General features: G+C 70.3%; 22 protein-coding genes and 1 tRNA gene. 9 read left to right on the top strand and 14 right to left on the bottom strand.

Translation table 11 applies throughout. The annotated features are described in order from the left end of the window. Positions 1 to 1134: 1134 nt before the first annotated feature. Both MFF56_RS17170 and MFF56_RS17165 read right to left on the bottom strand, forming a co-directional pair. Positions 1135 to 1208 (bottom strand) — tRNA-Cys (locus tag MFF56_RS17170). Positions 1209 to 1344: 136 nt separating this feature from the next. Continuing rightward, a complete protein-coding gene (locus tag MFF56_RS17165; RefSeq protein WP_066918449.1) occupies positions 1345 to 2184 on the bottom strand; it encodes an urease accessory protein UreD in 840 nt (279 codons plus the stop codon). 300 nt (positions 2185 to 2484) lie between these two features. Between MFF56_RS17165 and urtA the strand changes: the two genes are divergently transcribed. From urtA to urtE, 5 genes are all read left to right on the top strand, one after another. Next, the gene (gene urtA / locus MFF56_RS17160) at positions 2485 to 3774 is read left to right on the top strand and encodes an urea ABC transporter substrate-binding protein (RefSeq protein ID WP_066918463.1); all 1290 of its coding nucleotides are present in this window, start codon (positions 2485 to 2487) and stop codon (positions 3772 to 3774) included. Positions 3775 to 3915: 141 nt separating this feature from the next. After that, positions 3916 to 5502, top strand: coding sequence for an urea ABC transporter permease subunit UrtB (gene urtB / locus MFF56_RS17155; protein ID WP_066918451.1), 1587 nt, complete (start codon positions 3916 to 3918; stop codon positions 5500 to 5502). 2 nt (positions 5503 to 5504) lie between these two features. Continuing rightward, on the top strand, positions 5505 to 6653 hold the full coding sequence (gene urtC / locus MFF56_RS17150; RefSeq protein ID WP_066918453.1) for an urea ABC transporter permease subunit UrtC: 1149 nt from the start codon (positions 5505 to 5507) through the stop codon (positions 6651 to 6653). After that, positions 6653 to 7480 (top strand): urea ABC transporter ATP-binding protein UrtD, encoded by an 828-nt coding sequence (urtD, locus tag MFF56_RS17145; RefSeq protein WP_082772811.1) that lies wholly within the window; start codon positions 6653 to 6655, stop codon positions 7478 to 7480. The genes urtC and urtD overlap by 1 nt, the downstream gene beginning before the upstream one ends. Positions 7481 to 7682: 202 nt before the next feature. Continuing rightward, positions 7683 to 8378 carry an urea ABC transporter ATP-binding subunit UrtE gene (gene urtE / locus MFF56_RS17140; protein WP_066918455.1) on the top strand — a complete coding sequence of 232 codons (696 nt, stop codon included), beginning with the start codon at positions 7683 to 7685 and terminating at the stop codon, positions 8376 to 8378. Positions 8379 to 8449: 71 nt separating this feature from the next. On the opposite strand, the gene MFF56_RS17135 is transcribed toward urtE, so the two are convergent. From MFF56_RS17135 to MFF56_RS17085, 11 genes are all read right to left on the bottom strand, one after another. Further along, positions 8450 to 9277, bottom strand: a complete 828-nt coding sequence (locus MFF56_RS17135) for an SGNH/GDSL hydrolase family protein (protein ID WP_066918457.1) — start codon at positions 9275 to 9277, stop codon at positions 8450 to 8452. A gap of 162 nt (positions 9278 to 9439) precedes the next feature. Beyond that, positions 9440 to 10474, bottom strand: a complete 1035-nt coding sequence (locus MFF56_RS17130) for an ABC transporter ATP-binding protein (protein ID WP_066918459.1) — start codon at positions 10472 to 10474, stop codon at positions 9440 to 9442. Further along, positions 10471 to 11514, bottom strand: a complete 1044-nt coding sequence (locus MFF56_RS17125) for an ABC transporter ATP-binding protein (RefSeq protein WP_238230454.1) — start codon at positions 11512 to 11514, stop codon at positions 10471 to 10473. Before MFF56_RS17125 ends, MFF56_RS17130 begins: the two co-directional genes overlap by 4 nt. 47 nt (positions 11515 to 11561) lie before the next feature. Next, positions 11562 to 12491: an ABC transporter permease gene (locus tag MFF56_RS17120; protein WP_066921520.1), complete on the bottom strand. Its 930-nt coding sequence runs from the start codon at positions 12489 to 12491 to the stop codon at positions 11562 to 11564. Positions 12492 to 12501: 10 nt separating this feature from the next. Beyond that, the gene (locus MFF56_RS17115; RefSeq protein WP_066921523.1) at positions 12502 to 13455 is read right to left on the bottom strand and encodes an ABC transporter permease; all 954 of its coding nucleotides are present in this window, start codon (positions 13453 to 13455) and stop codon (positions 12502 to 12504) included. Positions 13456 to 13733: 278 nt separating this feature from the next. Next, positions 13734 to 15359 carry an ABC transporter substrate-binding protein gene (locus MFF56_RS17110; RefSeq protein WP_066921526.1) on the bottom strand — a complete coding sequence of 542 codons (1626 nt, stop codon included), beginning with the start codon at positions 15357 to 15359 and terminating at the stop codon, positions 13734 to 13736. A 326-nt stretch (positions 15360 to 15685) separates the two neighbouring features. After that, on the bottom strand, positions 15686 to 16948 hold the full coding sequence (locus MFF56_RS17105) for a Zn-dependent hydrolase (RefSeq protein ID WP_066921528.1): 1263 nt from the start codon (positions 16946 to 16948) through the stop codon (positions 15686 to 15688). Between the two features lie 309 nt (positions 16949 to 17257). After that, positions 17258 to 18607: a guanine deaminase gene (guaD, locus tag MFF56_RS17100; RefSeq protein WP_373324096.1), complete on the bottom strand. Its 1350-nt coding sequence runs from the start codon at positions 18605 to 18607 to the stop codon at positions 17258 to 17260. Continuing rightward, positions 18604 to 19938, bottom strand: coding sequence for an NCS2 family permease (locus tag MFF56_RS17095; protein ID WP_066922390.1), 1335 nt, complete (start codon positions 19936 to 19938; stop codon positions 18604 to 18606). Before MFF56_RS17095 ends, guaD begins: the two co-directional genes overlap by 4 nt. A 5-nt stretch (positions 19939 to 19943) precedes the next feature. After that, the gene (locus tag MFF56_RS17090) at positions 19944 to 20354 is read right to left on the bottom strand and encodes a hypothetical protein (RefSeq protein WP_066922388.1); all 411 of its coding nucleotides are present in this window, start codon (positions 20352 to 20354) and stop codon (positions 19944 to 19946) included. Positions 20355 to 20382: 28 nt separating this feature from the next. Then, positions 20383 to 21786 carry a nucleobase:cation symporter-2 family protein gene (locus tag MFF56_RS17085; RefSeq protein ID WP_082773047.1) on the bottom strand — a complete coding sequence of 468 codons (1404 nt, stop codon included), beginning with the start codon at positions 21784 to 21786 and terminating at the stop codon, positions 20383 to 20385. A gap of 97 nt (positions 21787 to 21883) precedes the next feature. Here MFF56_RS17085 and MFF56_RS17080 point away from each other — a divergent pair, with 97 nt between their 5' ends. The 4 genes from MFF56_RS17080 to MFF56_RS17065 all read left to right on the top strand — a co-directional run bounded on the left by MFF56_RS17080 (position 21884) and on the right by MFF56_RS17065 (position 23910). Then, a complete protein-coding gene (locus tag MFF56_RS17080; RefSeq protein WP_308445276.1) occupies positions 21884 to 22213 on the top strand; it encodes a hypothetical protein in 330 nt (109 codons plus the stop codon). 288 nt (positions 22214 to 22501) lie between these two features. Further along, a complete protein-coding gene (locus MFF56_RS17075; protein ID WP_066922385.1) occupies positions 22502 to 22780 on the top strand; it encodes an acylphosphatase in 279 nt (92 codons plus the stop codon). Positions 22781 to 22840: 60 nt separating this feature from the next. After that, on the top strand, positions 22841 to 23575 hold the full coding sequence (locus MFF56_RS17070; protein ID WP_066922383.1) for a DUF599 domain-containing protein: 735 nt from the start codon (positions 22841 to 22843) through the stop codon (positions 23573 to 23575). Next, a complete protein-coding gene (locus tag MFF56_RS17065; protein WP_238230447.1) occupies positions 23572 to 23910 on the top strand; it encodes a DUF3253 domain-containing protein in 339 nt (112 codons plus the stop codon). Before MFF56_RS17070 ends, MFF56_RS17065 begins: the two co-directional genes overlap by 4 nt. Here MFF56_RS17065 and MFF56_RS17060 read toward each other — a convergent pair. Beyond that, positions 23847 to 24674, bottom strand: coding sequence for a YdcF family protein (locus MFF56_RS17060; RefSeq protein ID WP_238230445.1), 828 nt, complete (start codon positions 24672 to 24674; stop codon positions 23847 to 23849). The two genes, MFF56_RS17065 and MFF56_RS17060, sit on opposite strands and share 64 nt — an antisense overlap. Positions 24675 to 24681: the final 7 nt, after the last annotated feature.

Below are 24681 nucleotides of genomic sequence, written 5' to 3'. Positions count from 1 at the left end.
TCCGATGCCGGTCCGTCCACATCTGCTCTCTCCTCCGTCCTGCCAGACGGATCGTGTATTGGTGACACGAGACAGATGGGGACGGCCGGCGGAGGACCTCAAACAGGCTCTTAGGTGGGTGTATCCCATATGCATCCTCGTATCCTGGGGCCCAATGATGAGTGCCAGCTCGAGCACGCTTAGGCCGAGCTAAGTCTCCGCCACATCCTCCTGACCGCCGCGGGCGCATCGGAGAGGAACGCAGTTCAGATCGAGCCTCGCTTGATGACCATGGATGCCTGCTTTCTCCAAATGCCTCGGCTTGAGTAGGTGCGCGTGGGTGAACGGCTTGTGGTGGTTCCTCAGTGAGTTCTCGTGTCCGGCAACGATGCCCTTGCCCTGGCCGAGAGCATCACCTAGGGGCTAAGTCGATGAAATGGCTTTTACTTATCGTCATTTTGAACGGACAGGGGGAGGTCATCGGTCCCACCATGATCCCCGAGGCCTACACTAAGGCCGAATGCGAGCGCGATATTGACGACCCAAAGCTGACGGCCAGCCGCAACGCTGGCGCGGTCAAGCGGTTCGGACCCGGCGCCTCGGCCCGGGGGTACTGCGTGCCTCTAGATGCTGAGGACCGCGAAGCCCTCCGACTCACGCTGGCCGACTAAGGGAGAGACCAGATCCATTACGCAATCCTCGTGACCATGGTACTCACCGCGCCCGGTGGTGCCCCCTCGGTCCGCTCCTACGACATTGCCGCCCATAGCCGCCTCTGGGACCAGAAGAAGTGCGAGGCCTACGCGGAGCATCTACGGAAGAATGAGGAAGCTGGGGGTCTCGCTCAGGCGTCCCGGTGCCTCATCCTCACCCGCGATGAAGCCCGCAAGCTGGCCCTCAGCATCCTTGAGGAAACAAAGGAGTGACCCAAGGCCGCCCGTGTGGCTGCCCTGGGCCCTCGTCCAGCTACGCGGTGGGTTCCTCCTCATAGCCCTTCTGACCGGCTCATGAGAGCGCAGAGGGTGCAGAGGAGTTCAGGTCCTTTGACTACTCCCCGCGGAGTACTCTTGGTAGTGAATGGGGGTCAAAAACGGGTATGCGGGCCGCATCCCATAGCAGCCCGTATAACCTAAGTGTTTGATTTGTAAGTAAATTTGGAGGCCTCGGAGGGAATCGAACCCCCGTGCAAGGATTTGCAGTCCTCTGCGTAACCACTCCGCCACGAGGCCTTCGGCGTGCGCCCCCGTGCGGAGGCTTCGCGCACCCGCGCCGGGCGGCCGGCTCGGGGTGGCCGGTGTCTAGCAAGGCGACGGGCGCGACGCAACGGGACACGTGCAGGTTCTGCACCGAAGCCGACGCGGGGGGTCAGCCCTGCCAGACTCGGGGCACCGGCAGCGCGCGGTAGCCTTCGAGGAAGCGCACCGCGAGGGCGCGCAACGGACCGATTCCCGGCGCCAGCATGCGCACCGCGAGATGACCGTTCCAGGCGCTCGCGCCGGCCTCGACGCCGAGAGCCCCGGCGCCGTCGAGCAGGCCGCGCGCCGCGTCGAGACGGCTCTCGGCCCCGGGCGACAGGTCGAGCAGGGTGGCGCAGGCGGCCGCTCCGCCCCCGATCGCCGGGCGTGCGAGCAGCGCGCCGACCGGCCCCTCGAACCGGAGCGTATCCGCGTAGACGAGGCGGCCGCCGCGACGCACCCGCCAGATATCCTCGAACAGGGCTTCGCTCAGCACCTCGCCGCGGGCGGTCCGGCCGAAGACCACCGCCTCGAAGATGAGCAGCCCGGCATCAGGCGCGAGGTCGGCCTCGAAGCGCCGCCGGACCCGCGCCCGATCGAACAGGATCGTCTCCTGCGGCAGCCAGGCGAGGTGTGCGCCCGCCGCGAGCCGGACCCGGTTCTCGATCCGGCTGACCGGACCGTCCGAGCGGTAGACCTTCTCCGCCGCCGTGCTGGTGAAGCAGAGGCGGGCGCCCGCGCCGAGATCGACCGCGACGCCGAACCGGTCGCCGCAGGCGACGCCGCCCGCGGTGTTGACCAGCACGGCCTCGGTCTCCGCCGCGCCGTGGCGCCTGGGAAAGCGCAGGCGCAGGGGGCCTGCCTCGGCGAGGTCCCGCAAGCGCGCCGGCCCCGGCCCCTCCGCCACGAGCGCGACGCGGCCGACCGAGCGCTGGCGCGCGGGTGCGGGGGGCGGAACCGCCTCGTTCATGTCCGGCCGCGCTCCTGTCCGCCCGCGTCGCGGGCAACGTCCGCGCCGCCGTCGCCTAGCAGGGCGCGGACCGGATGGCGACGCTGGACATCCATCGTCACGCGAAGAGCGCGTGCGAGGGTCGAGCCCCTTTGCGCGCCACATGCCCAATCTGCAAGCATATCTGGACGCTGCGCGGCATCGCACCTGCCGCTGGAGCGAGCCACCTGTTCATTCGGCACGCAGATCCGTGCCCGCGGCTTCCTGGCATGCACGTTGCTTGAGCGCTGCCGCCGCGGAAAGCGGCCGGGGAACGGCATGATGACAAGACTGAAGACCTGGGTTTCCGCCGCGGCGCTCGCCGGCGGCGTGGCGCTGGCCTCACTGGGCGCCGGCACGGCACGGGCGCAGGAGACCATCAAGGTCGGCATCCTGCACTCGCTCTCGGGGACCATGGCGATCTCCGAGACGACGCTGAAGGACGCGATGCTGATGCTCATCGCGGAGCAGAACAAGAAGGGCGGCGTGCTCGGCAAGAAGCTGGAGCCGGTGGTGGTCGATCCGGCCTCGAACTGGCCGCTGTTTGCCGAGAAGGCCCGCGAGCTGATCGCCAAGGACAAGGTCTCGGCCGTGTTCGGTTGCTGGACCAGCGTCTCGCGCAAATCCGTGCTGCCGGTGTTCAAGGAACTGAACTCGATCCTGTTCTACCCCGTCCAGTACGAGGGCGAGGAGAGCGAGCGGAACGTGTTCTACACCGGCGCCGCGCCGAACCAGCAGGCGATTCCCGCCGTCGATTACCTGATGAAGGAGGAGAAGGTCGAGCGCTGGGTGCTGGAGGGCACCGACTACGTCTATCCGCGCACCACGAACAAGATCCTCGAAGCCTACCTCACGGCCAAGGGCGTGAAGCCCGAGGACATCTCGATCAATTACACGCCCTTCGGCCAGGCCGACTGGCAGACCCGCGTCGCAGCGATCAAGAGCTTCGGTTCGGCCGGCAAGAAGACGGCCGTGGTCTCGACTATCAACGGCGACGCCAACGTGCCGTTCTACAAGGAACTCGCCAACCAGGGCATCAAGGCGACCGACATCCCGGTCGTGGCCTTCTCGGTCGGCGAGGAGGAACTGGCCGGCATCGACACGAAGCCGCTCGTCGGCCATCTCGCGGCGTGGAACTACTTCGAGTCGATCGACACGCCCGAGAACAAGGCCTTCATCCAGCAGTGGCAGGCCTACAAGAAGAACCCCAAGGCCGTCACCAACGACCCGATGGAGGCGCACTACATCGGCTTCAACATGTGGGTGAAGGCCGTCGAGAAGGCCGGCACCGTCGATCCCGACAAGGTCATCGCCGCGCTGCCGGGCACCGAGCAGAAGAACCTCACCGGCGGCACCTCCCAGATGCTGCCGAACCACCACATCACGAAGCCGGTCTTCATCGGTGAGATCAAGGACGACGGCCAGTTCGACGTCGTGAACAAGACCGAGGGCCTGATTCCGGGCGAGGCGTGGTCGAAGCAGCTCGAGGGCTCGAAGGACCTCGAGGCCGACTGGGTCAAGCTCAACTGCGGCAACTACAACACCAAGACAAAGAAGTGCGGAGGCGCCTGAGCCGAAGCCTTCGATAGCGCTGGTGCCATCCCGGGCCCGCCCTGGCGGATCCGGGATGACGCCGTGATGCCGGACGCACCGCACATCTGCAGATCCCTCCGAGACGGCGCGTGTCGGCGCGACCGCGGGGACCCGAGTTCCATGATCCGCATCATCATCCTCTCGCTTCTGCTCGGCCTTGCCGCGCCGGCCGTGGCGCAGGACGCAGTCCCGGCCGACGCCTACACGCGGCTCGCCAGCGACAGCTACGGCGACATCGAGGCCGGCATCGCCGCGCTCGCCGCGAGCGGCGACCCGCGCGCGGGCGCGGTGCTCTCCGCCCTGGGCGAGGGCCGGCTGCTCTACCGACCCGCCGACAAGGCGCTCTTCATCAAGCAGGGCGACGCCCTCGCCGATGCCCGCACGGGTGCGCCGGCCCAGGCCGAGGGGCTGAAGCCGGTCCGCGCCAACAACAAGATCCGCCGTGCACTCGACGCCGCGCAGGGTCAGCTCAATCTCGCCAGCCCCGACGCGGCCCGGCGCCGAGAGGCGGCCGACGCGGTCTTCAAGGCGCGCGATCCCGTGGCGCTCCCCGCGCTCGACGCGGCGCTCGCCCGGGAATCCGATGCGGGCGTGAAGCGCGCGCTCGCCGCCGCCCGCGCCGCCGTGCTGCTGGCTAAGCCCGGCACGCCGGACGCCGAGCGGCTCGCCGCCCTGCCGTCGATCCAGGCGCGGGGCGACGGCGACGCCATCGCGATCCTGCGCACCGTCGCGGCCAGCGATCCGAACGAGACCGTGAAGGCGGCCGCCGGCCGCGGCATCCAGCAGGTCGAGACCCGGCTCGCCATCGCGGCGGCCGCACAGAACGTCTGGTACGGCGTGTCGCTCGGCTCCGTGCTGCTGCTCGCCGCGATCGGGCTCGCCATCACCTTCGGGGTGATGGGCATCATCAACATGGCGCACGGCGAGATGGTGATGCTCGGCGCCTACACGACCTACCTCGTGCAGGACGCGATCCGGGCGCACGCGCCCGGCCTGTTCGACTGGTCGCTCGCCATCAGCATCCCGTGCGCCTTCCTTGTCGCGGGCGCGGTCGGCGTCGCGATCGAGCGCGGCATCATCCGGTTCCTCTACGGGCGCCCGCTGGAGACCCTGCTCGCGACCTTCGGCGTGAGCCTGATCCTGCAGCAGGCCGTGCGCTCGATCTTCGGGCCGACGAACCGCGAGGTCGGCTCGCCGGGCTTCATGTCGGGCGCCTTCGACCTGTTCGGCCTCTCGATCACCTGGGGCCGGCTCTGGATCGTGCTGTTCTCGCTCGCCGTCTTCCTCGGACTGCTCTTCGTGCTGCGCAAGACGGCGTTCGGCCTGAAGACCCGTGCGGTCACCCAGAACCGCCGCATGGCCGCCGCCATGGGCATCCGTACCCCTTGGGTCGACGCGATGACCTTCGGTTTGGGCTCAGGCATCGCCGGCATCGCGGGCGTGGCGCTGTCGCAGATCGACAACGTCTCGCCGAACCTCGGCCAGGGCTACATCATCGACTCGTTCCTGGTGGTGGTGTTCGGCGGCGTCGGCAACCTCTGGGGCACGCTGGTGGCCGCGCTGACGCTGGGCGTCGCCAACAAGCTGTTCGAGCCGTATTTCGGCGCCGTGCTCGCGAAGATCGCGCTCCTCGTCTTCATCATCCTGTTCATCCAGAAGCGCCCGCGCGGCCTGTTCGCGCTCAAGGGCCGGGCGGTGGAGTCCTGAGCATGACCCGCACCCGCCTCATCGACCCCAAGGGCTGGATCTTCCTCGCCGCCCTGGCCGCCTTCTGCCTCGTGGTGCCGCTCCTGAACCTCGGGGTCGCCGAGGGGTCCGGGCTGCACCTGCCGACCTATCTGGTCTCGCTCTTCGGCAAGTACCTCGCCTTCGCGCTGCTCGCGCTCAGCCTCGACCTCGTCTGGGGCTATTGCGGCATCCTCTCGCTCGGCCACGGCGCCTTCTTCGGGCTCGGCGGCTACGCGATGGGCATGTATCTGATGCGCCAGATCGGCCCGCGCGGCGTCTACGGCAACCCGGTCCTGCCCGACTTCATGGTGTTCCTGAACTACAAGGAACTGCCCTGGTACTGGCTCGGCTTCGACCACTTCGCCTTCGCGGCGCTGATGGTCCTGGCGGTGCCGGGCTTGCTCGCCTTCGTGTTCGGCTGGCTCGCCTTCCGCTCGCGGGTGACGGGCGTCTACCTGTCGATCATCACGCAGGCGATGACCTTCGCGCTGATGCTGGCCTTCTTCCGCAACGACATGGGGCTCGGGGGCAACAACGGGCTCACCGACTTCAAGGACATCCTCGGCTTCCCCGTCCAGGCGCAGGGCACGCGCGTGGCGCTCTTCGTGGCGACCGGGATCGCGCTCGCGCTCGGCTACCTGGTCGCCCGCTTCATGACGGTCTCGGCCTACGGCAAGATCCTGATCGCGGTGCGGGATGCCGAACCGCGCACGCGCTTCCTCGGCTACCGCCCGGAGCACTACAAGACGCTGGCCTTCACGGTCTCGGCCATGATGGCGGGCGTCGCCGGGGCCCTCTACGTGCCGCAGGTCGGCATCATCAACCCGGGCGAGTTCGCGCCCACCAACTCCATCGAGGCCGTGATCTGGGTCGCGGTCGGTGGGCGCGGCACGCTGGTCGGCGCGGCGCTCGGCGCGGTCATCGTCAACTATGCCAAGACCGTACTCACCGGCGCGATGCCCGACGCGTGGCTCTTCGCGCTGGGGGCGCTCTTCGTCGTTGTGACGCTGTTCATGCCCAAGGGCATCGTCGGCAGCCTGATCGAGCGCTTCGGCAGTCCCCGCGCGAAGGCCAAGCTGCCGCCCGAGCCCGAGATCGCGCCGAAACTCGCCGAAGAGGGGCAGGGCTGATGAGCGATGCCGACCTCCTGGCGCCGGTCAGCGCCACCGCGACCGGCCGGCCCGACGACGGCCACGCCCCGGCCCAGACCAAGCGCGTCACCGACGCCCTGCTCTATCTCGACGACCTGCGGGTGACCTTCGACGGCTACCGGGCGCTGCGCGGCCTCTCGCTCACCCTCGACCGGGGCGAGATGCGGGCGATCATCGGCCCGAACGGGGCCGGCAAGACCACGATGATGGATTGCATCACCGGCAAGACGCGGCCCGATACGGGCATCGCGCTCTTCGACGGCGTGCACGACCTCACGAAGCTCGACGAGCCGGCGATCGCCGACCTCGGCATCGGCCGCAAGTTCCAGAAGCCGACCGTGTTCGAGAGCCACACGGTGGCCGACAACGTCCTGCTGGCGCTCAAGGGTCCGCGCTCGGGGCTGGCCTCGCTGTTCGGCTGGCGCAACCGGGTCGAGGCCGAGCGGATCGACGCGCTGCTGGTGAAGGTCGGGCTGATCGCCCACCGGGGGAGGCCGGCCGCCGATCTCTCGCACGGACAGAAGCAGTGGCTGGAGATCGGCATGCTGCTGGCCCAGGACCCCAAGCTCCTGCTGGTGGACGAGCCGGTGGCCGGCATGACCGATGCCGAGACCGCCGAGACCGCGACGCTGCTCCGCGAGATCGCCCGTGACCACGCGGTGATCGTGGTGGAGCACGACATGCACTTCGTGCGCGCGCTCCAGTGCCGCGTCACCTGCCTGCACGAGGGCGCGGTGCTGGCCGAGGGCTCGATCGACGCGGTCTCGGCCGACCCGCGGGTGGTCGAAGTCTATCTGGGGCGCTGAGCACCGTGCCGGCGCCCTGCCAAGTCATGGTTTCGAAAGGTCGAGACCTTTCGCGGGTGCAGGGCAGAGCCCTGCGGCGAAGCCCTCTGTCCGGCTGTGCCGGGCAGAGGGCTTCCCACCCGGGGCTGCGCGCCCCGGACCCCGCCAAAGGGCCTGAGGCCCTTTGGGATCCCCGGATTTGCATGGAACGGGCTGACAACCGATGCTGACGGTCGACTCCATCGATCTGTACTACGGGGCCGCCAAGGCCCTGCGCGGCGTCTCGCTCACCGCGGAGCCCGGCCGCGTCACGGCCGTGCTCGGCCGCAACGGCGTCGGCAAGACCTCGCTGATGCGCGCCATCGTCGGCCAGCAGCCGATCGCCAAGGGCTCGATCCGCCTCGGCGACACGGTGCTGTCGGGCCTCGCCCCCTACGACCGGGCGCGGGCGGGCGTCGCCTTCGTGCCGCAGGGCCGCGAGATCTTCCCCCTGCTCACCGTAAAGGAGAACCTCGAGACGGGCTTCTCCCCCTGCAAGCGGGCCGACCGCTACGTGCCGGGCGAGATCTACGACCTGTTCCCGGTGCTGAAGGACATGCTGCACCGGCGCGGCGGCGACCTCTCGGGCGGCCAGCAGCAGCAGCTCGCCATCGCGCGGGCCCTGGTGACGCGGCCGAAGCTCCTCGTCCTCGACGAGCCGACCGAGGGCATCCAGCCCTCGATCATCAAGGATATCGGCCGGGCCATCACCTATCTCCGGGCCAAGGGCGAGATGGCGATCGTGCTGGTGGAGCAGTATTTCGAGTGGGCGCGCGACCTCTGCGACAGCTACGCGGTGATGGACCGCGGGCAGGTGGTCGATGCGGGGCCGCGGGCCGACATGGACGAGGCCCAGGTGCTGCGCTGGCTGTCGGTTTGAGGCGAGACCGGACGGCCCGCACTTCTCCCTCCCCCGCAGAGGGGGGAGGGGGGAGCGCGGCGGGAGCGCCCTTACTCCGCCACGGCCTCGGCGACGCTGACGCGGCCCGAATCCTCGACGATCGCGGCCGCGGCCGCCTGGGCGAGCAGCGCGTAGCCGCCGTCGGCCATGTGCAGGCCGTCCGCCGCGAAGAGCTGCTTGCGGGTCAGCTTCCCCTCGCGGATCCAGTCCTGCATCAGGTCGGCGCGGCGGATCACCGGCACGCCGAGCTCGTCGCCGATCTCGCGGACCGCGTCGCGGAAGCGGTAGGAGCCGGGCGTGGCGTCGAGCGCCGGGCACCATTGCGGCTCCATCAGCACCACGTCGATGCCGGCCTCTTGCAGGCGCTTGACGGCGCCGACCGTGGCCTCGCGAAAGTGGTCGAGGGAGACGCCGCGCAGCGGATCGTTGCTGCCGGTCTGCCAGATCACGAGCTGGGGTTCGGCAGCGATCACGTCCCGGTCCAGGCGCTTGAGCATGTCGTCCACGTGCTCGCCGCCGATGCCGCGGTTGAGCACCGTGACGCCGCCGAGCTGCGGGTAGAGCTTGCGCAGCGAGGCTTCGAGCAGCGGCGGGTAGGCCTTGGTCGGGCTGCTGGCGCCGATGCCCTCCGTCGAGGAGGAGCCGAAGGCGACGATGCGCAGCGGCGCGCCGATGGCGATCTGGCGGGCGACGTGGGGCAGGTCCGGCTGCTCGTCTGAGCCGAGGCCCAGGACGTCGAGGTTGAGCGGGGCCGGGAGCAGGTCGGCGTAGGCCAGCACGGCGGACGGGACCACCATCAGGCCCGCGAGAAGGGCGAGCGTGCGGGCGGACTTCGTGGCGGCGCGGAGACGGGTGAAGGCTGGCACGACCGGAACCATGAATCTGTCGTTCGAGGCAGATAGAGAGTGCAGTGCGGCCCCGGAAGACCGGGTTCCGCCCGACACTCAAATCCCGGGTCGATTCGTAACTCAAAATTAAGGCTGGAATGAAGCGTGCCACACGCGCCCTCCCTGTGATCCACAGGAACGGCGCGTGCGGGATCACGCGCTCTCGAGCGCGCCCCGGATTTGTCCGTCCTTGAAGGCGGAAGCGGCCTCCTCCGCGCGCCAGCAGGCGGCCTGATGGCCGTCGCCGACGGCGCCGAGCGGCGGGCGCTCGCGGCGGCAGCGCTCCTCGGCCAGGAAGCAGCGCGGCGCGAAAGGGCAGCCGGCCGGGCGGTTCGCGAGGTCCGGCGGACTGCCGGGGATCGTCTGGAGCCGTCCGCCGCGGTCCATCGCCCCCTCGGCGCGGCTGCGCAGCAGGCCGACCGTGTAGGGGTGGTGGGGGTCGCGCACGATCTGCCGGGCCGAGCCGGTCTCCACGATATGGCCCGCATACATCACGCTGATCCGGTCGGCGACCTCGACCGCCGCGCCGAGATCGTGCGTGACCAGGATGATCGAGAGGCCCAGGTCGCGCTGCAACTCGCGCAGCAGCAGCAGGATCTGGATCTGCACCGTGGCGTCGAGCGCCGTGGTCGGCTCGTCGGCAAGCAGCACCTGAGGCCGGCAGGCCAGCGCCAGGGCGATCATCGCGCGCTGGCGCATGCCGCCCGACATCTCGTGCGGGAAGTTGTCGAGCCGCCGCTCCGGGCTCGGGATGCGCACCCGCTCGAACAGCGCGAGGGCCCGGGCTCGGGCCTCCGCCTGCGAGACCCCCTCGTGGCGCAGGATCGCCTCGGTGATCTGCCGGCCCACCGTGTAGACCGGGTCGAAGGCGAGCAGCGGCTCCTGGAAGATCATCGAGACCTCGCGGCCGCGGTAGTCGGCCAGCTCGCGCTTGGAGAGGCCCAGCACATCGCGGCCGCCGACCGCGACCGTGCCGGTGATCCGGCTACGCCCCTCGGGAAAGAGGCGCAGGATGGCGCGCAGCGTCACGCTCTTGCCGGAGCCCGATTCGCCGATCAGCGCCATGGCTTGGCCGCGCTCCAGCGTCAGGTCGACCCCATCGACCACCTGGACCTTGCCGAAGGCGACCTTCAGGTCCCTCAGCATCACGGCGGGGGTGTCGGTCATGCTCGTCTCTCCCGCGCTCATGCGGCAGCCTGGACGGAGGGCGCGTCCGGGTGGCCGGAGCCGGGCTGGCGCGCGAGGCAGGCGGCGCGGTGGGCGGGGCCCACCGCATCGAGGGGCGGTTCCTTGCCCGAGCAGACCGGGGCGACGAGGCGGCAGCGCGGGTGGAAGCGGCAGCCGGAGGGCGGGTCGATCGGGTTCGGCGGATCGCCCGCGAGCAGCGCCTCCTGGGTGCGGTTGTCGGGATCGAGCGACGGCATGGCGTGGAGCAGCGCGTGCGCGTAGGGGTGGGCGGGCTCGGCCAGCACCGTGTCGGAGGGGCCGATCTCGGCGACGCGGCCGAGATACATCACCATCACGCGGTCCGAGATGAAGCGCACCACGTTCAGGTCGTGGCTGATGAAGATGTAGGTCAGCCCGAACTCGGCCTTGAGGTCGAGCAGCAGGTTCAGGACCTGCGCCTCGACCGACTTGTCGAGTGCCGAGACCGCCTCGTCGAGGAGGACGAGGCGCGGTTCGAGCGCGAGCGCGCGGGCGATGTTCACGCGCTGGCGCTGGCCGCCGGACAGTTCGTGCGGGTAGCGCGCGGCGAAACGCTTCGGCTCCAGGCCGACGCGGGCGAGGAGCGCCCGGGCCCGCTCGACGGCCTGACGGCCCGGCACGCCGTTGACCTTCGGGCCGAAGGCGATCGAGGCCTCGACCGTCATGCGCGGGTTGAGCGAGGCGTAGGAATCCTGGAACACCATCTGGACCTGGCGCCGATAGGCCCGCCAGGGGAGCGCGCGCGTGCCGACCGCCTCGCCGTCGAAGAGCAAGTCGCCGGAATCGCGCTCGATCAACCCCATCAGGAGCTTGGCGGTGGTGGATTTGCCGCAGCCCGATTCGCCGACGATGCCCAGCGTCTCCCCCTTCAACGTCTCGAAATCGACTCCGTCGACGGCGCGGACGACCTGTTTCGGTCCGCTGCCCTTGCGGACGGGGAAGTGCTTGACGAGCCCGGAGACCGAGAGGAGCGGCTGCGCCGGGCCGCCGCGGTCGCGGGGATCGACAGGCGCGCGCGCCAGCGGCTGAGCGAGGGCAGGGGATGGGGGGAGGGACAGGGTCGTGACGCTCACTGGCGGATCTCCATGGCCGTCCGCAGGCCGTCCGAGAACAGGTTGAACGAGATCGAGACGATGAAGATCGCGAGCCCCGGCAGCGCCGCGACCATCGGGTTCACGTAGATCGCGGTGCGCAGGGTATTGAGCATCAGGCCCCATTCGGGCTCGGGCGGGCGCACGCCGAGGCCGAGGAAGGAGAGGCCCGAGGCCAGGATCATCGACACGCTGATCAGCGACGTGGAGTACACGAAGATCGGCCCGACCACGTTGCCGAGCACCTGCACCCGCATGATGGTGAAGGCCGAGGCGCCGGAGAGTTTGGCGGCGTCGATGTAGTCGCGCCGGCGGATGCCGGTCGTCACGCTCTCGGCGACGCGGGCGATCTGGGGCACGAACACGCAGGTCAGCGAGACGATGGCGTTGAAGATGCCCGCCCCCAGTGCGCCCGACAGCGCGATGGCGAGCAGCACCGACGGGAAGGCGAAGAACACGTCGATGGTGCGCATCAGGATCGTGTTGGTCCAGCCGCCGACGTAGCCGGCCAGGATCCCGATCGAGGAGCCGATCGCGAAGGCGATCAGCACGGGCGTGACGCCCATGAAGAGCGAGAGGCGGGCCCCCACCATCAGGCGGCTGATCATGTCGCGGCCGAGCTCGTCCGAGCCGAGCCAGTAGGTGGCATCGCCCACGGGCTTGAGGCGGCGCAGCATGGAGCCCTTGTAGGGGTCCATCGGCGTGATCCAGGGCGCGAAGATCGCCACCAGCACGATCGCCAGGATCACGGCGCCCGCCGCCATGGCGACGGGATCGCGCATCAGCCGGTGGCCGACATGGCCCCAGAAGCCGCGGGAGGGCACGAAGACCTCGGCCTCGGCGACCGGGGCGGCGGTGGGCACGGCGCCGTCGAGGGCGACGGAGGCGGCGGTGACGGGTGCGGTCATCACTCTCTCCTCAGGCCCGCTCGATGCGCGGATCGAGGGCGGTCTGCATCACGTCGACGATGAGGTTGAGGCCGACGAAGAACATCGCCAGCACGAGGATCGAGCCCTGCAGCAGCGGCAGGTCGCGCTGGAAGATCGCGGCGTTGAGCAGGAACCCGGTGCCGGGCCACGCGAACACGGTCTCGATCAGGATCGAGCCGCCGAGCAGGTAGCCGAGTTGCAGGCCCATGATGGCGAGCGCGGTGGGCGCGGCGTTGCGCACCACGTGCTTGAACACGCCCCACTCGTTCATGCCCTTGGCGCGCAGCGCCTCGACGAAGTCCTGGGAGAGGATGTCGGCCACCAGCGCCCGGACCGTGCGGGCGATGATGCCGGTCGGGATCACCGACATCGTGACCGCCGGCAGGATGATGTAGCGCAGGTGCTCGAAGTCCGGCCGCCAGTTGCCCGAGCCGTCAGGCCCCGCGCCCGTCGGCGGCAGCCAGCCGAGCGTCGCCGAGAAGATGATCACCAGCACCATGCCGAGCCAGTAGTGCGGCACGCTGACCCCGAAGACCGAGAGCGCGGAGGCGGCCCGGTCGAGGATCGAGTTGCGGTGGTAGCCCGCGACGAAGCCGAACAGGGTGCCGAAGGTGAAGCCGATCAGCGTCGCGACCGAGGCCAGGATCAGGCTGTTGACGACCGCGCGGGAGACCTCGCCCAGCACCGGGCGTCCGGTGGCGATGGAGATGCCGAGATCGCCCTGGAGCACGTGCCAGAGCCAGATCGCGTACTGCACGGGGAGCGGCTTGTCGAAGCCGTAGGCCGCGCGCATCTCGTCGATGGTGGCCTGGGTGGCATCCGCCGGCAGGACGGCGCTCAAGGGATCGCCCGGGGCGAGATGCACCAGCGCGAAGCAGACCACGCTGACGCCGAACGCGACCGGCGTGACGTAGAGCAGACGTTTCAGGATGTAGAGCAGCATCGGCTCAATGAACTCGACTGTTTCAGCGGCATACGCGGCGGTTCGGGCAGATCTTCCGAACCGCTGGACTTCGGACCCGCGTCAGGAGAGCGCGCGGGTCCCCACTCCCGTGCGGGAGAGGGACAGGGAGAGGGGCTCGGAGCCATACGGAGAAGCCGTAGCCTGTCCGCGGTGGCCTCACGCCCCTTCCGTGGAGTTCTCGTCCCTCACCCCAACCCTCTCCCGCACGGGAGAGGGGGCCTGTCGCGGTTCCGGCCCGTAGGCCGGAGCCACCGATGTCAGCGGCCAGCGGTCGCCATGGTGATGTTCGAAAAATCCTGGAACCAGTTCTGCGCCTGGGTGAAGCCCTTCACCTTGGCGCTCATGGCGCGTGGATTGACGTCGTGCGTGATCATCACGAACAGCGCGTCGTCGACGAACTTCTCGTGGACCTGCTTCAGGACCTTCTCCTGCTCGGACTTGTCGAAGGCGTTGCGCACGCCGTCGAACAGCTTGTCCATCGCCGGGTCGCAGTAGTAGCCCCAGTTCGTACCGTTCGGCGGCGCGAGGTTGCACTGCAGGTGGCGGATGTAGCCGGTGAAGGGGTCCTGGATGAAGTACGAGTAGTTGATCGCCGAGACGCCGCGGGAGATGTCGGCCTTGGCGCCCGCGCGCCAGATGTTGATCAGGGTGTTCCACTCGACCACCTCGAAATCGACCTTGAAGCCGACCTCGGCGAGGCTCTGCTGCACGAACTCGTTCATCGGCAGGGGCTGCATCTGGCCCGAGCCCGAGGCCGAGATGCCGACCTTGATGGCGAGCGGCTTCTGGGGCGTGTAGCCGGCCTCGGCCATCAGCTTCTTGGCCGCCTCGGGATCGTACGTCACGTCGAAGGTCGGCTTGCCGAACCACTGGTGGCCGGGCGGCATGAAGCCCTTGGCCGGGATGGCGAGGCCGCCGAGCAGTTCCTTCAGGCCCTCGCGGTCGATGGCGAGGTTGGCGGCCTTGCGCACCCGGATGTCGTTCCAGGGCGAGCCCTCGATCCGGGAGAGGTGCCAGGTCCAGTTGTGCGGGTAGGCATTGGTGACGATCTTGAAGCCGGCCGATTTCAGCGAGGCCACGGCGTCGGGGGCGGGGGCCTCGATCCAGTCGACCTGGCCGGAGCGCAGAGCCGCGACGCGGGCGTTGGCCTCCGGCAGCGGCACCAGCACGAGCTTGTCGAGCTTCGGCACCCGGGCCTTGTCCCAGTAATTGGCGTTCGGCACCATCTCGGCGCGCTCGCGGGGCGCGAACAGCGTCATCTTCCAGGGACCGGTGCCGGACGGGGTCTTGGCGAAGGCGTCCCAGCTCTTGCCCAGCTTCTCCCACTGGGCGGGCGAGGACATCATGATCCAGGCGAGCTGGTAGAGCAGGGTGGCGTCGGGGGCCTTGGTGACGACCTCCAAGGTCATTGGGTCGAGCGCCCGGTAGCTCGCCACCGCCGGGATGCGGGTGCGCCCCTGGGCGGACTGGCGCGGGTCGTATTGCGGGGACTCGTTCTTCAGCAGCTTGTCGAGGTTCCAGACCACCGACTCGGCGGTGAAGTCGGAACCATCGTGGAACTTCACGCCGGGGCGGATCTTGAAGGTCCACTTCGTCCTGTCGCTCGGATCGACCGTCCAGCTCTCGGCGAGGCCCGGGACGATGTCGGACGGCTTGTCGGCCGAGGACAGGTCCCAGTTCACCAGCCCGTCGTAGACCGTGTAGCCGGTGAACCGCATGCCCTCGCCGCCGTTGTCGGCCTGCCCCGTGGTCAGCGGGATGTCGGATGCGGTCATGCCGATGCGGAGCACGCCCTGGGCCAGGGCGCCGGGCACGGCGCCCGACACCGTCAGAGCGCCGGCCAGCACCGCGCGGGTGCCAAGTCGTTTCGCGGTAGAGAACATGTCGGGGTTGCTGGCTCCATGGGGGGCACCGCGAGGTGCCCGGGGACGGAGCCGCTCTATGCAAGGGGTCGGCCAACACCGGCCGATGCGATCGGAGAGTTCGGCTCCCAGTCGCGCGTCACGGCATTCTTCGCGGCGGCGAGATCAACCTGAACGACGCGCGAAAGGACGATTTTCTTCTTTCGGGTGCTTCCGGCGTTCGGTTCCGATACATGCGCCGATGGGGCAAGATCGTCTGAACAAAAAATAGGCACTCCTTCGGACGACCCGGGGCCGGCCCGCAGAAATGCCTATCAAACAGGCCCTCGCGGGCCTGAACCGGATTGTCAGGCCTTCGGCGCGTTGGCGAGCGCCACCAGCGTGTGCAGCAGGACGTCGGCGCCGGCCGCACAATCCGTCGGCGTCGCCGATTCAGCCTCGTTGTGGCTGACGCCGTCCTTGCAGGGCACGAAGATCATCGCCGCCGGCATGCAGCCGGCGAGGTTGCAGGCATCGTGGCCCGCGCCGGAGACCATGCGGCGCCGGCTCAGGCCGAGCCCCTCGGCGGCGCCATCGACCGCCGCGACGAGGCGCGGATCGAACGGGACCGGCTCCTTGCGCCAGATCCGCGTGAGCGCGATCGCGAGGTTGCGCCGCGCGGCGATCTCGGCGGCTGCATCCGCGAGCGCGGATTCCATGGCGTCGAGCACCGGGGAGGCCGGGTCGCGCAGGTCGAGGGTGAAGCGGATCTGGCCCGGCACCACGTTGCGCGAGGGGCTGACGATCTCGGCCTCGCCCATGGTCGCGACGGCGGTGGGCGCGTGCGCCAGCGCGACGCGCTCGACCGCCAGCGCGAACTCGGCGAGCCCCAGCATGGCGTCGCGGCGGCGCGGCATCGGCGTGGTGCCGGCATGGCTCTCGAAGCCCGTGACCGTGCCGTCGAACCACGCGATGCCCTGGCCGCCCTCGACCACGCCGATGGTCCTGCCCTCGGCCTCCAGGATCGGGCCCTGCTCGATGTGCAGTTCCACGAAGGCGCCGATCTCGCGCGCGCCGACCGCCTCGCAGCCCCGGTAGCCGATGGAGTCGAGCGCCTCGCCGACGCTGACGCCCTTCGCGTCGCGCTTGGCCAGGATCTCCTCGGTGGTGAACGCGCCCGCATAGGCGGCCGAGGCCATCATGGCCGGAGCGAAGCGCGAGCCCTCCTCGTTGGTCCAGTTGACCAGCAGCAGCGGCGCCTCCGTCTCGATGCCGGCGTCGTTCAGGCTGCGCATCACCTCGAGCCCGGCGAGCACGCCGAGGATCCCGTCGAACTTGCCGCCGGTCGGCTGGGTGTCGAGATGCGAGCCGCAGGCGATGGGCTTCCGGCTCATGTCGCGGCCGCGGCGCAGGGCGAACTGGGTGCCGAGCGCATCGGTGCCGACCTCGAGCCCCGCCGCCTCGCAGGCGTCGCGGAACCAGTCGCGCACCGCGCGGTCCTCCTCCGACAGGGTCAGCCGGTTGAGGCCGCCCGCCGGGGTCGCGCCGAACCGGGCGGTCTCCATCAGGGTGGACCAGAGGCGCGATCCGTCGATGCGCAGGTTGTGGGTCTTCGGGGTCTCGGCTGTCATCGGCAACGCATCCTCTGGCCGGCCGCGGACCGGGGCCGGCAGGGCTCAGGGTACGGGATCGGGGCTCGGTGTATCATCCGCGGCCTGCCCCGCGTCAGCAACTGGAATGCCAGCCGCGGAGCGCACGGGCGCGCATCGTCATGCGTGCAGCGCAGGGCCTTGGGCTTCCGAAGGGCCACGGACCTTTGCCGGAGTCCGGTGCGTGCAGCCGCGGGATTGGAACCTCCGCCCCGGCGGAGCCGGGGCGGAGGTTCCAGATGCAGGGCTCCGCCCTGCATCCGCGAAAGGTCTCCGACCTTTCGAAACCGATTATTTGGCGTAGCGGTAGGGATCGGGCGTCCGGGCCGCCTCGTAGACGGGCTCACCCGCCACCCAGGTCGCCTGCACGCGCTCGGGGCCGAGCGTCATCTGCACGAACAGAAGCTCCTCGATATCCGTGCAGTAGCGGGCGCGGTGGGCGAGGAGCGGAGAGGCGGCGGTGTCGAGCACGCAGAGATCGGCCTCGTAGCCGACCGCGATGCGGCCGATCCGGTCCTCCAGGTGGAGCGCCTCGGCGCCGCCCGCGGTGGCGAGCCAGAGCGCGCGCACCGCGTCGAGCTTGTCGCCGCGGAGCGCCGCCACCTTGTAGGCCTCGCCGAGCGTGCGAACGAGCGAGAGCGTGGTGCCGGCCCCGATATCGGTGCCGAGCCCGGTCCGGACCGGGCGGCGCGGGTCGAGCGCGTCGAAGAGCCGGAACAGGCCGCTGCCGAGGAAGAGGTTCGAGGTCGGGCAGTGCGAGAGCGCCGCGCCCGTGCGGTGACAGGTGCAGAGATCGGCCTCGTCCACGTGGATCGCGTGGCCGAAGACCGAGCGCGGCCCGACGAGCCCCGCATGGGCGTAGACGTCGAGGTAGCTGCCGCGTGCGGGAAAGAGCTCTTGCACCCAGGCGACCTCGGCCGGGCTCTCGGAGAGATGCGTCTGCAGATAGAGCCCGTCATGCGCCCGCAGCAGCGCGCCGGCCGCGTCGAGCTGCGCCTCGGTGCAGGCGGGGGCGAAGCGCGGCGTCACCCCGTAGAGCTGGCGCCCGCGCCCGTGCCAGCGGCGGATCAGCGCCTCGCTCTCCCGGTAGCCGCTCTCGGCGGTGTCGAGGAGGGCGGAGGGTGCGTTCCGGTCCATCAGCACCTTGCCGGCCACCATGCGGGTGTTGAAGCGCTCGGACTCGGCGAAGAACGCGTCCACCGAGTGCGGGTGGACCGTGCAGTAGACGGCGGCCGTGGTGGTGCCGCAGGCCAGAACCTCGCGCAGGAACAGCCGCGCCGTGTCCTCGGCGTGCCGCCGGTCCGCGAAGGAGGCCTCGGCCGGGAAGGTGTAGCGCTCCAGCCAGCCGAGCAGTTGCGCGCCGAAGGCCCCGACCATCTGGATCTGCGGGTAGTGCACGTGGGTGTCGATCAGACCCGGCAGGATCAGCGCGTTCGGATACTCCGCCGGCACGACACCCGGGGGCAGGGCGCCCTTCGTCAGCTCGTAGGCGCCGAAGGCGGTGATGCGCCCGCCCCGCATCACGACGAGACCGTCCTCGTGGTGGACGAGGCATTCGCGGGGCTCGGCCAGGAACGGGTTCGCCCGGAGGGTGAGGACCCGGCCGCGGACGGCACGCACGGTGTCTGCGGGCGCGGTCAGTGGGCGGCTCCGGTGGTGACGAACTTGACGAGGAACAGGGCGGCGATGAGCCAGACCACGGGCTTCACGTCCCGCGCCCGGTCCGTCAACAGCTTCAGCACCGCGTAGGTGATGAAGCCGAAGGCGACGCCCGTCGCGATCGAGTAGGTGAAGGGCATGAGCAGCGCCGTGACGCAGGCCGGGATCACCTCGGTGAGGTCGTCCCAGTCGAGATCGACCAGCTCGCGCAGCATCAGGCAGGCCACGTAGAACAGGGCCGGCGCGGTCGCGTAGGGCGGCACCGAGCCGGCGAGCGGCGCGAAGAACAGGCAGGCCAGGAATAGGACCGCCACCGTCACCGCGGTGAGCCCGGTGCGTCCGCCCTCCTCGACGCCCGACGCGCTCTCCAGGTAGGCGGTGGTGCTCGACGTGCCCAGCAGCGAGCCGGCGAAGATCGCCGCGGAATCGGCCATCAACGCCCGGTCGAGGCCGGCCGTGCGCTCCGGCGTGAGCAATCCCGCCCGGCTCGCCACCCCCATCAGCGTGCCGGTGGCGTCGAACAGCTCCACGAGGAAGAGCACCAGCACGACGTTGAGGATCCCGGCCGAGAGCGCGCCCGAGAGGTCGAGCGCCAGGAAGGTCGGCGCGATCGAGGGGGGCAGCGAGACCACGCCGCCGAAGCCGTTGCCGGCGACGAGGAAGCTCAGGACCGTCACGCCCAGTATCGAGATCAGCAGCGCCGCCCTGACCCGCCGGACCGAGAGCACGGCGACGGTGAGGAAGCCGAGGACGGCGAGCACCGTGCCGGGTTTGTGCAGGTCGCCGAGCGTCACGAAGGTCGCGGGGCTCGCCGCGACGATGCCGGCGCTCTTGAGGGCGATGATCGCCAGGAACAGGCCGATCCCGACGGTGAGCGCGATGCGCATGGAGCGCGGGATGCCGTCCACGATCACCCGGCGCAGACCGGTCAGCGTCACGACGAGGAAGCAGAGGCCGGAGATGAACACCGCGCCGAGCGCGGCCTGCCACGTGTAGCCCATGCCGAGCACGACCACGTAGGCGAAGTAGGCGTTGAGCCCCATGCCGGGCGCCATCGCCACCGGCCAGTTGGCGAGGAGGCCCATCACCAGGGAGCCGAGTGCCGCCGCGAGGCAGGTCGCGACGAAGACCGCCCCGCGATCCATGCCGGCATCGGCCAGGATGCTCGGATTGATGAAGACGATGTAGGCCATCGTCAGGAAGGTGGTCAGCCCGGCCAGGATCTCGGTGCGCACGGTGGTGCCGTGCGCGGAGAGCCGGAACAGGCGTTCCAGCGGTCCGCCGGTCGGCACGATGTCGGGTCTCGCGTCCATGCCGCTCAGATGCTCCGGCCGGTGGTGGCCTGGATCGGGCCGTGCGGCTCGTCGGCCGGCAGGGACACCGTGCCGGGGTCGTCCGGCCCGGCGGGCCGGAGATCGTTCGGAACGTCGTGCGTGTCCGGCATGGCGAAGCCGACCTCGGCGATCTCGGGGATGGCGGCCAGCACCGCCTCACCCCTGCGATACAGCAGGTCCCGCACGCTCGCCGAGTCCGCGGGCACGGCGTTCCAGGTCCCGTTCGCGCGCAGGCTGGCGGCGATGCGGTCGTCGGCGTCCGAGAGCGCGCGATAGCCGTCGGCGTGGACGTACGACCAGCCGGACCGCGGGGCCCTCGCGACGGGGCGGCCGCGCGGATCCGAGCGCATCACCCGGATGCGGGCCTTGCCGTAGGTCGAGGCGGTGAGCGGCATGCTGGGCTCCCGTCGGTTCGCGATGCGCTCAGTGGGCTTCGGCGGCGCGGGCCTGGCGGACCGCCGCGTCGCGGGCCTCCGCCCGGCCGCCGAGGCCGTTGAAGAACAGGTTCAGCCCGACCGCCGAGATGGCCGTGAGGAGGATGCCCGATTCCAGCAGCGGGTACAGCGCGTGCGGCATCTGCTTGAAGAAGGCCGGGGCGACCAGCGGGATCATGCCGCACGCGACCGAGACCGCGACGACGAACAGGTTGTTGCGGTTGCCCGCGAAATCGACGCCCCCGAGGATGCGCGCGCCGGTGGCGCCGACCATGCCGAACATCACGAGACCCGCCCCGCCGAGCACGCAGGGCGGCACCGCCTCGACGAGCGCCGCGAGCTTCGGGATCAGCCCGAGGCCCATCATGATCAGCCCGCCCGCCACCGTGACCCAGCGGGAGCGCACGCCGGTCACGCCCACGAGCCCGATGTTCTGCGAGAACGAGGTGTAGGGGAAGGTGTTGAACACGCCGCCGAGGACGGTGCCGAGCCCGTCCGCCCGCAGGCCCTTGGTCAGCCGCCGCTCATCGACCGGGTCGCCCGTGATCTCCGCGAGCGCCAGGAACATGCCGGTCGACTCGATCATCACCACGACCATCACGAGGCAGAGCGTGACGACCGAGACGGGGTCGAAGGTCGGCCAGCCGAACGCGAAGGGGCGCACCACGTCGAACCAGGGGGCGGCGGCGACGCGGTCCAGGTGGACGAGGCCCGCGAACCCGGCCACGAACATGCCGAGCACGATGCCGACGAGCACCGAGGCCGAGGCGACGAAGCCGGTGGCGTAGCGGGTGATGGCCAGGATCGCGCAGAGCACGAAGGCCGCGATGCCGATGTAGAGCGGTTTGCCGTAATCCGGGTTCCCGACACCGCCGGCCGCCCAGTTCACGCCGACGCGCATCAGCGAGATGCCGATGACGAGGATGATGGTTCCGGTCACCACCGGCGGGAACAGCGGCAGCAGCCGCCCGACCAGGGGCGCGAAGAGGAACCCGAACAGGCCGGAGGCGATCACGGCCCCGTAGATGCCGGCCAACCCGATCTCGGGATCGGTGCCCATGGCCACCAACGGGGTCACGGCCGCGAAGGTGACGCCCATCATCACCGGCATGCGGATGCCGACGCCCGGCAGGCCCCAGCTCTGGATCAGCGTGACGAGGCCGCAGGCGAAGAGGTCGGCGCTCACCAGCATCGCCACCTGCTCCGGTGAGAGCTTGAGGGCGCGCCCGACGATGAGGGGCACCGCCACGGCGCCCGCATACATGACGAGCACGTGCTGGAGGCCGAGCAGGCCGACGGCCCCGCGGGACAGCCTGCCCTCCACCGGCCGCGCCGCAGCCGGCGGTGTCGCGCCGGGTACGGCGGCCTCGGGCGAATGAGCCGGCAGCGGCATGCGATGGAGCCTCCGAAATCGACGTTCCGCACGCTTCTTCCCCGACGGCGGCTGTCGGCCCGTCATGCAGGCCATGTGCCAGATCCGGCCGCATCCCATGTCGATCCGCAGCGCCGAACGGAACAATCCTCAGCATTGGCAGCTTGAGGCGAGGGCCGGACCCGTGTCGGCGCCGGACAAAAACAGATTTGAACGGATCACGACGATGCGATCGACAATTCTCATTGCCCTCGCACTCGGCCTTCTGTCCGGCGGCGCCTCGGCGCAGTCGGTCGGCGCGCCGGCGGGCCGGGACCCGGTGACGGCGCCCGGCGGGACGCAGGGCGTGGCGGGCCCGCGCAACGTCCAGCGGGCCATCCGCCAGGGGGACGCCGTCCGCGCGCCGAGAGGCGTCGGCATCCGTGTCACGCGCAAGCGGTCGCGCTGACCGTCGCGGCCCGCGCCACCGGGCGCTGATCCCGGATCCGGCATCGCGACCCGGAAGACGTGGATCGACACGCCGGCCAGGAAGGTCTTGTCCTCCGCGCCGGCGCCGGAGCGTCAGGGTCCCACCCGACATCGCGGCCCTGCGCCTCGCGGTGCCCGAGCCGGAGAGGCACGGTTGCGTGCCGCTCGCGGCGGCGCCTCGGAGTTTCCGGACTATCGCGGCATCCGAGGCGGGCTTGCCGGCCCGGCCCGCCGGCCCAGTTCCCCGGGCGACCGGGGAGGGATCGGGTTGAGCGAGACGAAGACCGTCGCGGTGGTGATCAGCGGCCGGGTGCAGGGCGTGTCCTACCGGGCCTGGACCGAGCGCGAGGCGCGGGCGCGCGGCCTCGCGGGCCACGTGCGCAACCGCCGGGACGGCTCCGTCGAGGCCGTGTTCTCAGGCCCCGAGGCCGCGGTGGACGCGATGCTGGCGGCCTGCCGGCAGGGACCGGCGGCCGCGCGGGTCGCGGCGGTGGACGTGTCGACGCGGGCCGAGATCCCGGCGCCGGGGTTCCGGGTCATCGGCTAGACGGCTTCCGGCGGCACGGCCGGGCTGGTATGGCCCGGCGTCAACGATCTCCGGCAGACCATGACCGACCTGAAGACCGCCGCGGCGGCGCTCTCGCCGCTCGACCTCGGCGCACTCCTGTTCTTCGTCGTCGCCTGGACCGGTTACGCGCTCTCGGTCGGGCGCCTGCGCGGCCGGATGGTCTCGCTCTCCCAGATCATGAACCGGCAACGCGAGACCTGGGCCCGCCAGATGATCCAGCGCGACAACCGCGTGGTCGACACCACGATCAACGCCTCGCTGCAGAACGGCACGGCCTTCTTCGCCTCGACCTCGTTGATCGCGCTGGGCGGCGTGCTCACGCTCTCGCGCTCGGGCGACGACGTGCTCAACCTGTTCGGCGCCCTGGCGCTCGGCGGCGCCGCCACCCGGCTCACCTGGGAGATCAAGGTGGCGGGGCTGGCAGTGGTCTTCGTCTACGCCTTTTTCAAGTTCACCTGGGCCTACCGGCTGTTCAACTACGGCTCCATCCTGATCGGGGCGGTGCCGCCGAAGGGTTCGGGCGCGGACGAGGTCGCGATGCTGCGCGCGGCCCGCCGCGCCGCCGCGATGAACATCGCCGCCGGGCATCAGTTCGCCCGCGGCCAGCGCGCCTTCCTGTTCGCGCTGGCCTATCTGGGCTGGTTCGTCAGCCCCTACCTCTTGATGCTCAGCACGACCGCGGCGGTGCTGGTGATGTGGCGCCGCCAGTTCGCCTCGGAGATCCGAAGCGCGTTGCTGGAGGAGGACGAGGTGCTGAAGGAGAGCGTGCGATGAGCGGACCCGAGCAGAATCCGGACAGGAAGCCCGGCCGAACGGTGGACGAGGCCCTGATCGAGACGACGCTGCTCGACCTCGTGGACGGGCGGGGGCCGGGCAAGACGGTCTGCCCCTCCGAGGTCGCCCGCGCGCTCGGCGGCCCGCACCCGGACGGCTGGGGCCGGCTGATGCAGCCGGTACGGCGCATCGCCGTGCGGCTCGCCAAGGCCGGCCGGATCACGATCCTGCGGAAGGGGCGGCCGGTCGATCCGGACGATTTCCGCGGCGTCTACCGGCTCGGCCCCGCGGGCGGGGAGGCGTCGTCGGGTCCCGGCAGCCAGCCGGAGGTGTAGCCGGCGAGCCGGTAGACCGCGAGGCCGATCCACTCCTTCACGGCGAGGTCGAGCTGGAACAGCCCGTCCGAGGCGAAGCCGACCGGGCGGAAGAGGTCGCCCCAGCCGCCGGTGCGGTAATCGACCGGGAAGGCGGTGACGCGGAATCCCGCCTGCCGGAAGCAGCCGACCGCGCGCGGCATGTGCCACCCGGAGGTGACGAGGAGCCAGCGCTCCTCGGGCTTCGGCTGCACCAGTTCGGCGGTGAAGCGGGCGTTCTCGTGGGTGTTGCGCGAGCGGCCTTCCAGGATCAGCCGCGAGCGCGGCAGGCCGAGCGTGTCGGCGTAGCGGCTGATGATGTCGGCCTCGCTGTCGACGCCGGCCCGCAGGTTGGCGCCGCCGCCCGAGAAGACGAGGCGCGCCTGCGGGTAGCGCCGGGCGAGCGCCGCCATGTAGGTCTGGCGCTCGTCCGCGTCGTTGCCCACGAACTGGCCGCGCGCGGTGGCGATGCGCGTCTCGATCCCGCCGCCGAGCACGACGATGCCGGTGACGGGCTCCCCGTCGTCCTCGAAGCGCGGGAAGCGTTCCTCCAGCGGCAGCATCGCGAGGGCGGGGAGCGGCGAGAGCCCGCCGAGCGCCAGCCCGATCCCGGCAAGGACGACGAGGGAGCCCCCTGTCCCGCGCCAGCCGAGGCCGAAGAGCGCGGCGCCCGCCAGCACGCAGAGGATCAGGAAGTTCGACGGGGTGAAGAGGAAGAAGCCGAGCTTCGAGGCGGGAAAGAACATCGCCCGC

The sequence above is a fragment of the Methylobacterium hispanicum genome, from assembly GCF_022179285.1.
Classification (GTDB): domain Bacteria; phylum Pseudomonadota; class Alphaproteobacteria; order Rhizobiales; family Beijerinckiaceae; genus Methylobacterium; species Methylobacterium hispanicum.
The sequence above is the reverse complement of the archived record's forward strand: the minus strand, read 5'-3'. Positions and strand labels throughout refer to the sequence as shown.

Bases quoted from the DNA above. Each gene is read 5' to 3' on its own strand.
- MFF56_RS17165 (WP_066918449.1), bottom strand. From the start codon at position 2,184: ATGAACGAGGCGGTTCCGCCCCCCGCACCCGCGCGCCAGCGCTCGGTC.
- urtA (WP_066918463.1), top strand. From the start codon at position 2,485: ATGACAAGACTGAAGACCTGGGTTTCCGCCGCGGCGCTCGCCGGCGGC.
- urtB (WP_066918451.1), top strand. From the start codon at position 3,916: ATGATCCGCATCATCATCCTCTCGCTTCTGCTCGGCCTTGCCGCGCCG.
- urtC (WP_066918453.1), top strand. From the start codon at position 5,505: ATGACCCGCACCCGCCTCATCGACCCCAAGGGCTGGATCTTCCTCGCC.
- urtD (WP_082772811.1), top strand. From the start codon at position 6,653: ATGAGCGATGCCGACCTCCTGGCGCCGGTCAGCGCCACCGCGACCGGC.
- urtE (WP_066918455.1), top strand. From the start codon at position 7,683: ATGCTGACGGTCGACTCCATCGATCTGTACTACGGGGCCGCCAAGGCC.
- MFF56_RS17135 (WP_066918457.1), bottom strand. From the start codon at position 9,277: ATGGTTCCGGTCGTGCCAGCCTTCACCCGTCTCCGCGCCGCCACGAAG.
- MFF56_RS17130 (WP_066918459.1), bottom strand. From the start codon at position 10,474: ATGAGCGCGGGAGAGACGAGCATGACCGACACCCCCGCCGTGATGCTG.
- MFF56_RS17120 (WP_066921520.1), bottom strand. From the start codon at position 12,491: ATGACCGCACCCGTCACCGCCGCCTCCGTCGCCCTCGACGGCGCCGTG.
- MFF56_RS17115 (WP_066921523.1), bottom strand. From the start codon at position 13,455: ATGCTGCTCTACATCCTGAAACGTCTGCTCTACGTCACGCCGGTCGCG.
- MFF56_RS17110 (WP_066921526.1), bottom strand. From the start codon at position 15,359: ATGTTCTCTACCGCGAAACGACTTGGCACCCGCGCGGTGCTGGCCGGC.
- MFF56_RS17105 (WP_066921528.1), bottom strand. From the start codon at position 16,948: ATGACAGCCGAGACCCCGAAGACCCACAACCTGCGCATCGACGGATCG.
- MFF56_RS17095 (WP_066922390.1), bottom strand. From the start codon at position 19,938: ATGGACGCGAGACCCGACATCGTGCCGACCGGCGGACCGCTGGAACGC.
- MFF56_RS17090 (WP_066922388.1), bottom strand. From the start codon at position 20,354: ATGCCGCTCACCGCCTCGACCTACGGCAAGGCCCGCATCCGGGTGATG.
- MFF56_RS17085 (WP_082773047.1), bottom strand. From the start codon at position 21,786: ATGCCGCTGCCGGCTCATTCGCCCGAGGCCGCCGTACCCGGCGCGACA.
- MFF56_RS17080 (WP_308445276.1), top strand. From the start codon at position 21,884: ATGTCGATCCGCAGCGCCGAACGGAACAATCCTCAGCATTGGCAGCTT.
- MFF56_RS17070 (WP_066922383.1), top strand. From the start codon at position 22,841: ATGACCGACCTGAAGACCGCCGCGGCGGCGCTCTCGCCGCTCGACCTC.
- MFF56_RS17065 (WP_238230447.1), top strand. From the start codon at position 23,572: ATGAGCGGACCCGAGCAGAATCCGGACAGGAAGCCCGGCCGAACGGTG.
- MFF56_RS17060 (WP_238230445.1), bottom strand. From the start codon at position 24,674: ATGTTCTTTCCCGCCTCGAAGCTCGGCTTCTTCCTCTTCACCCCGTCG.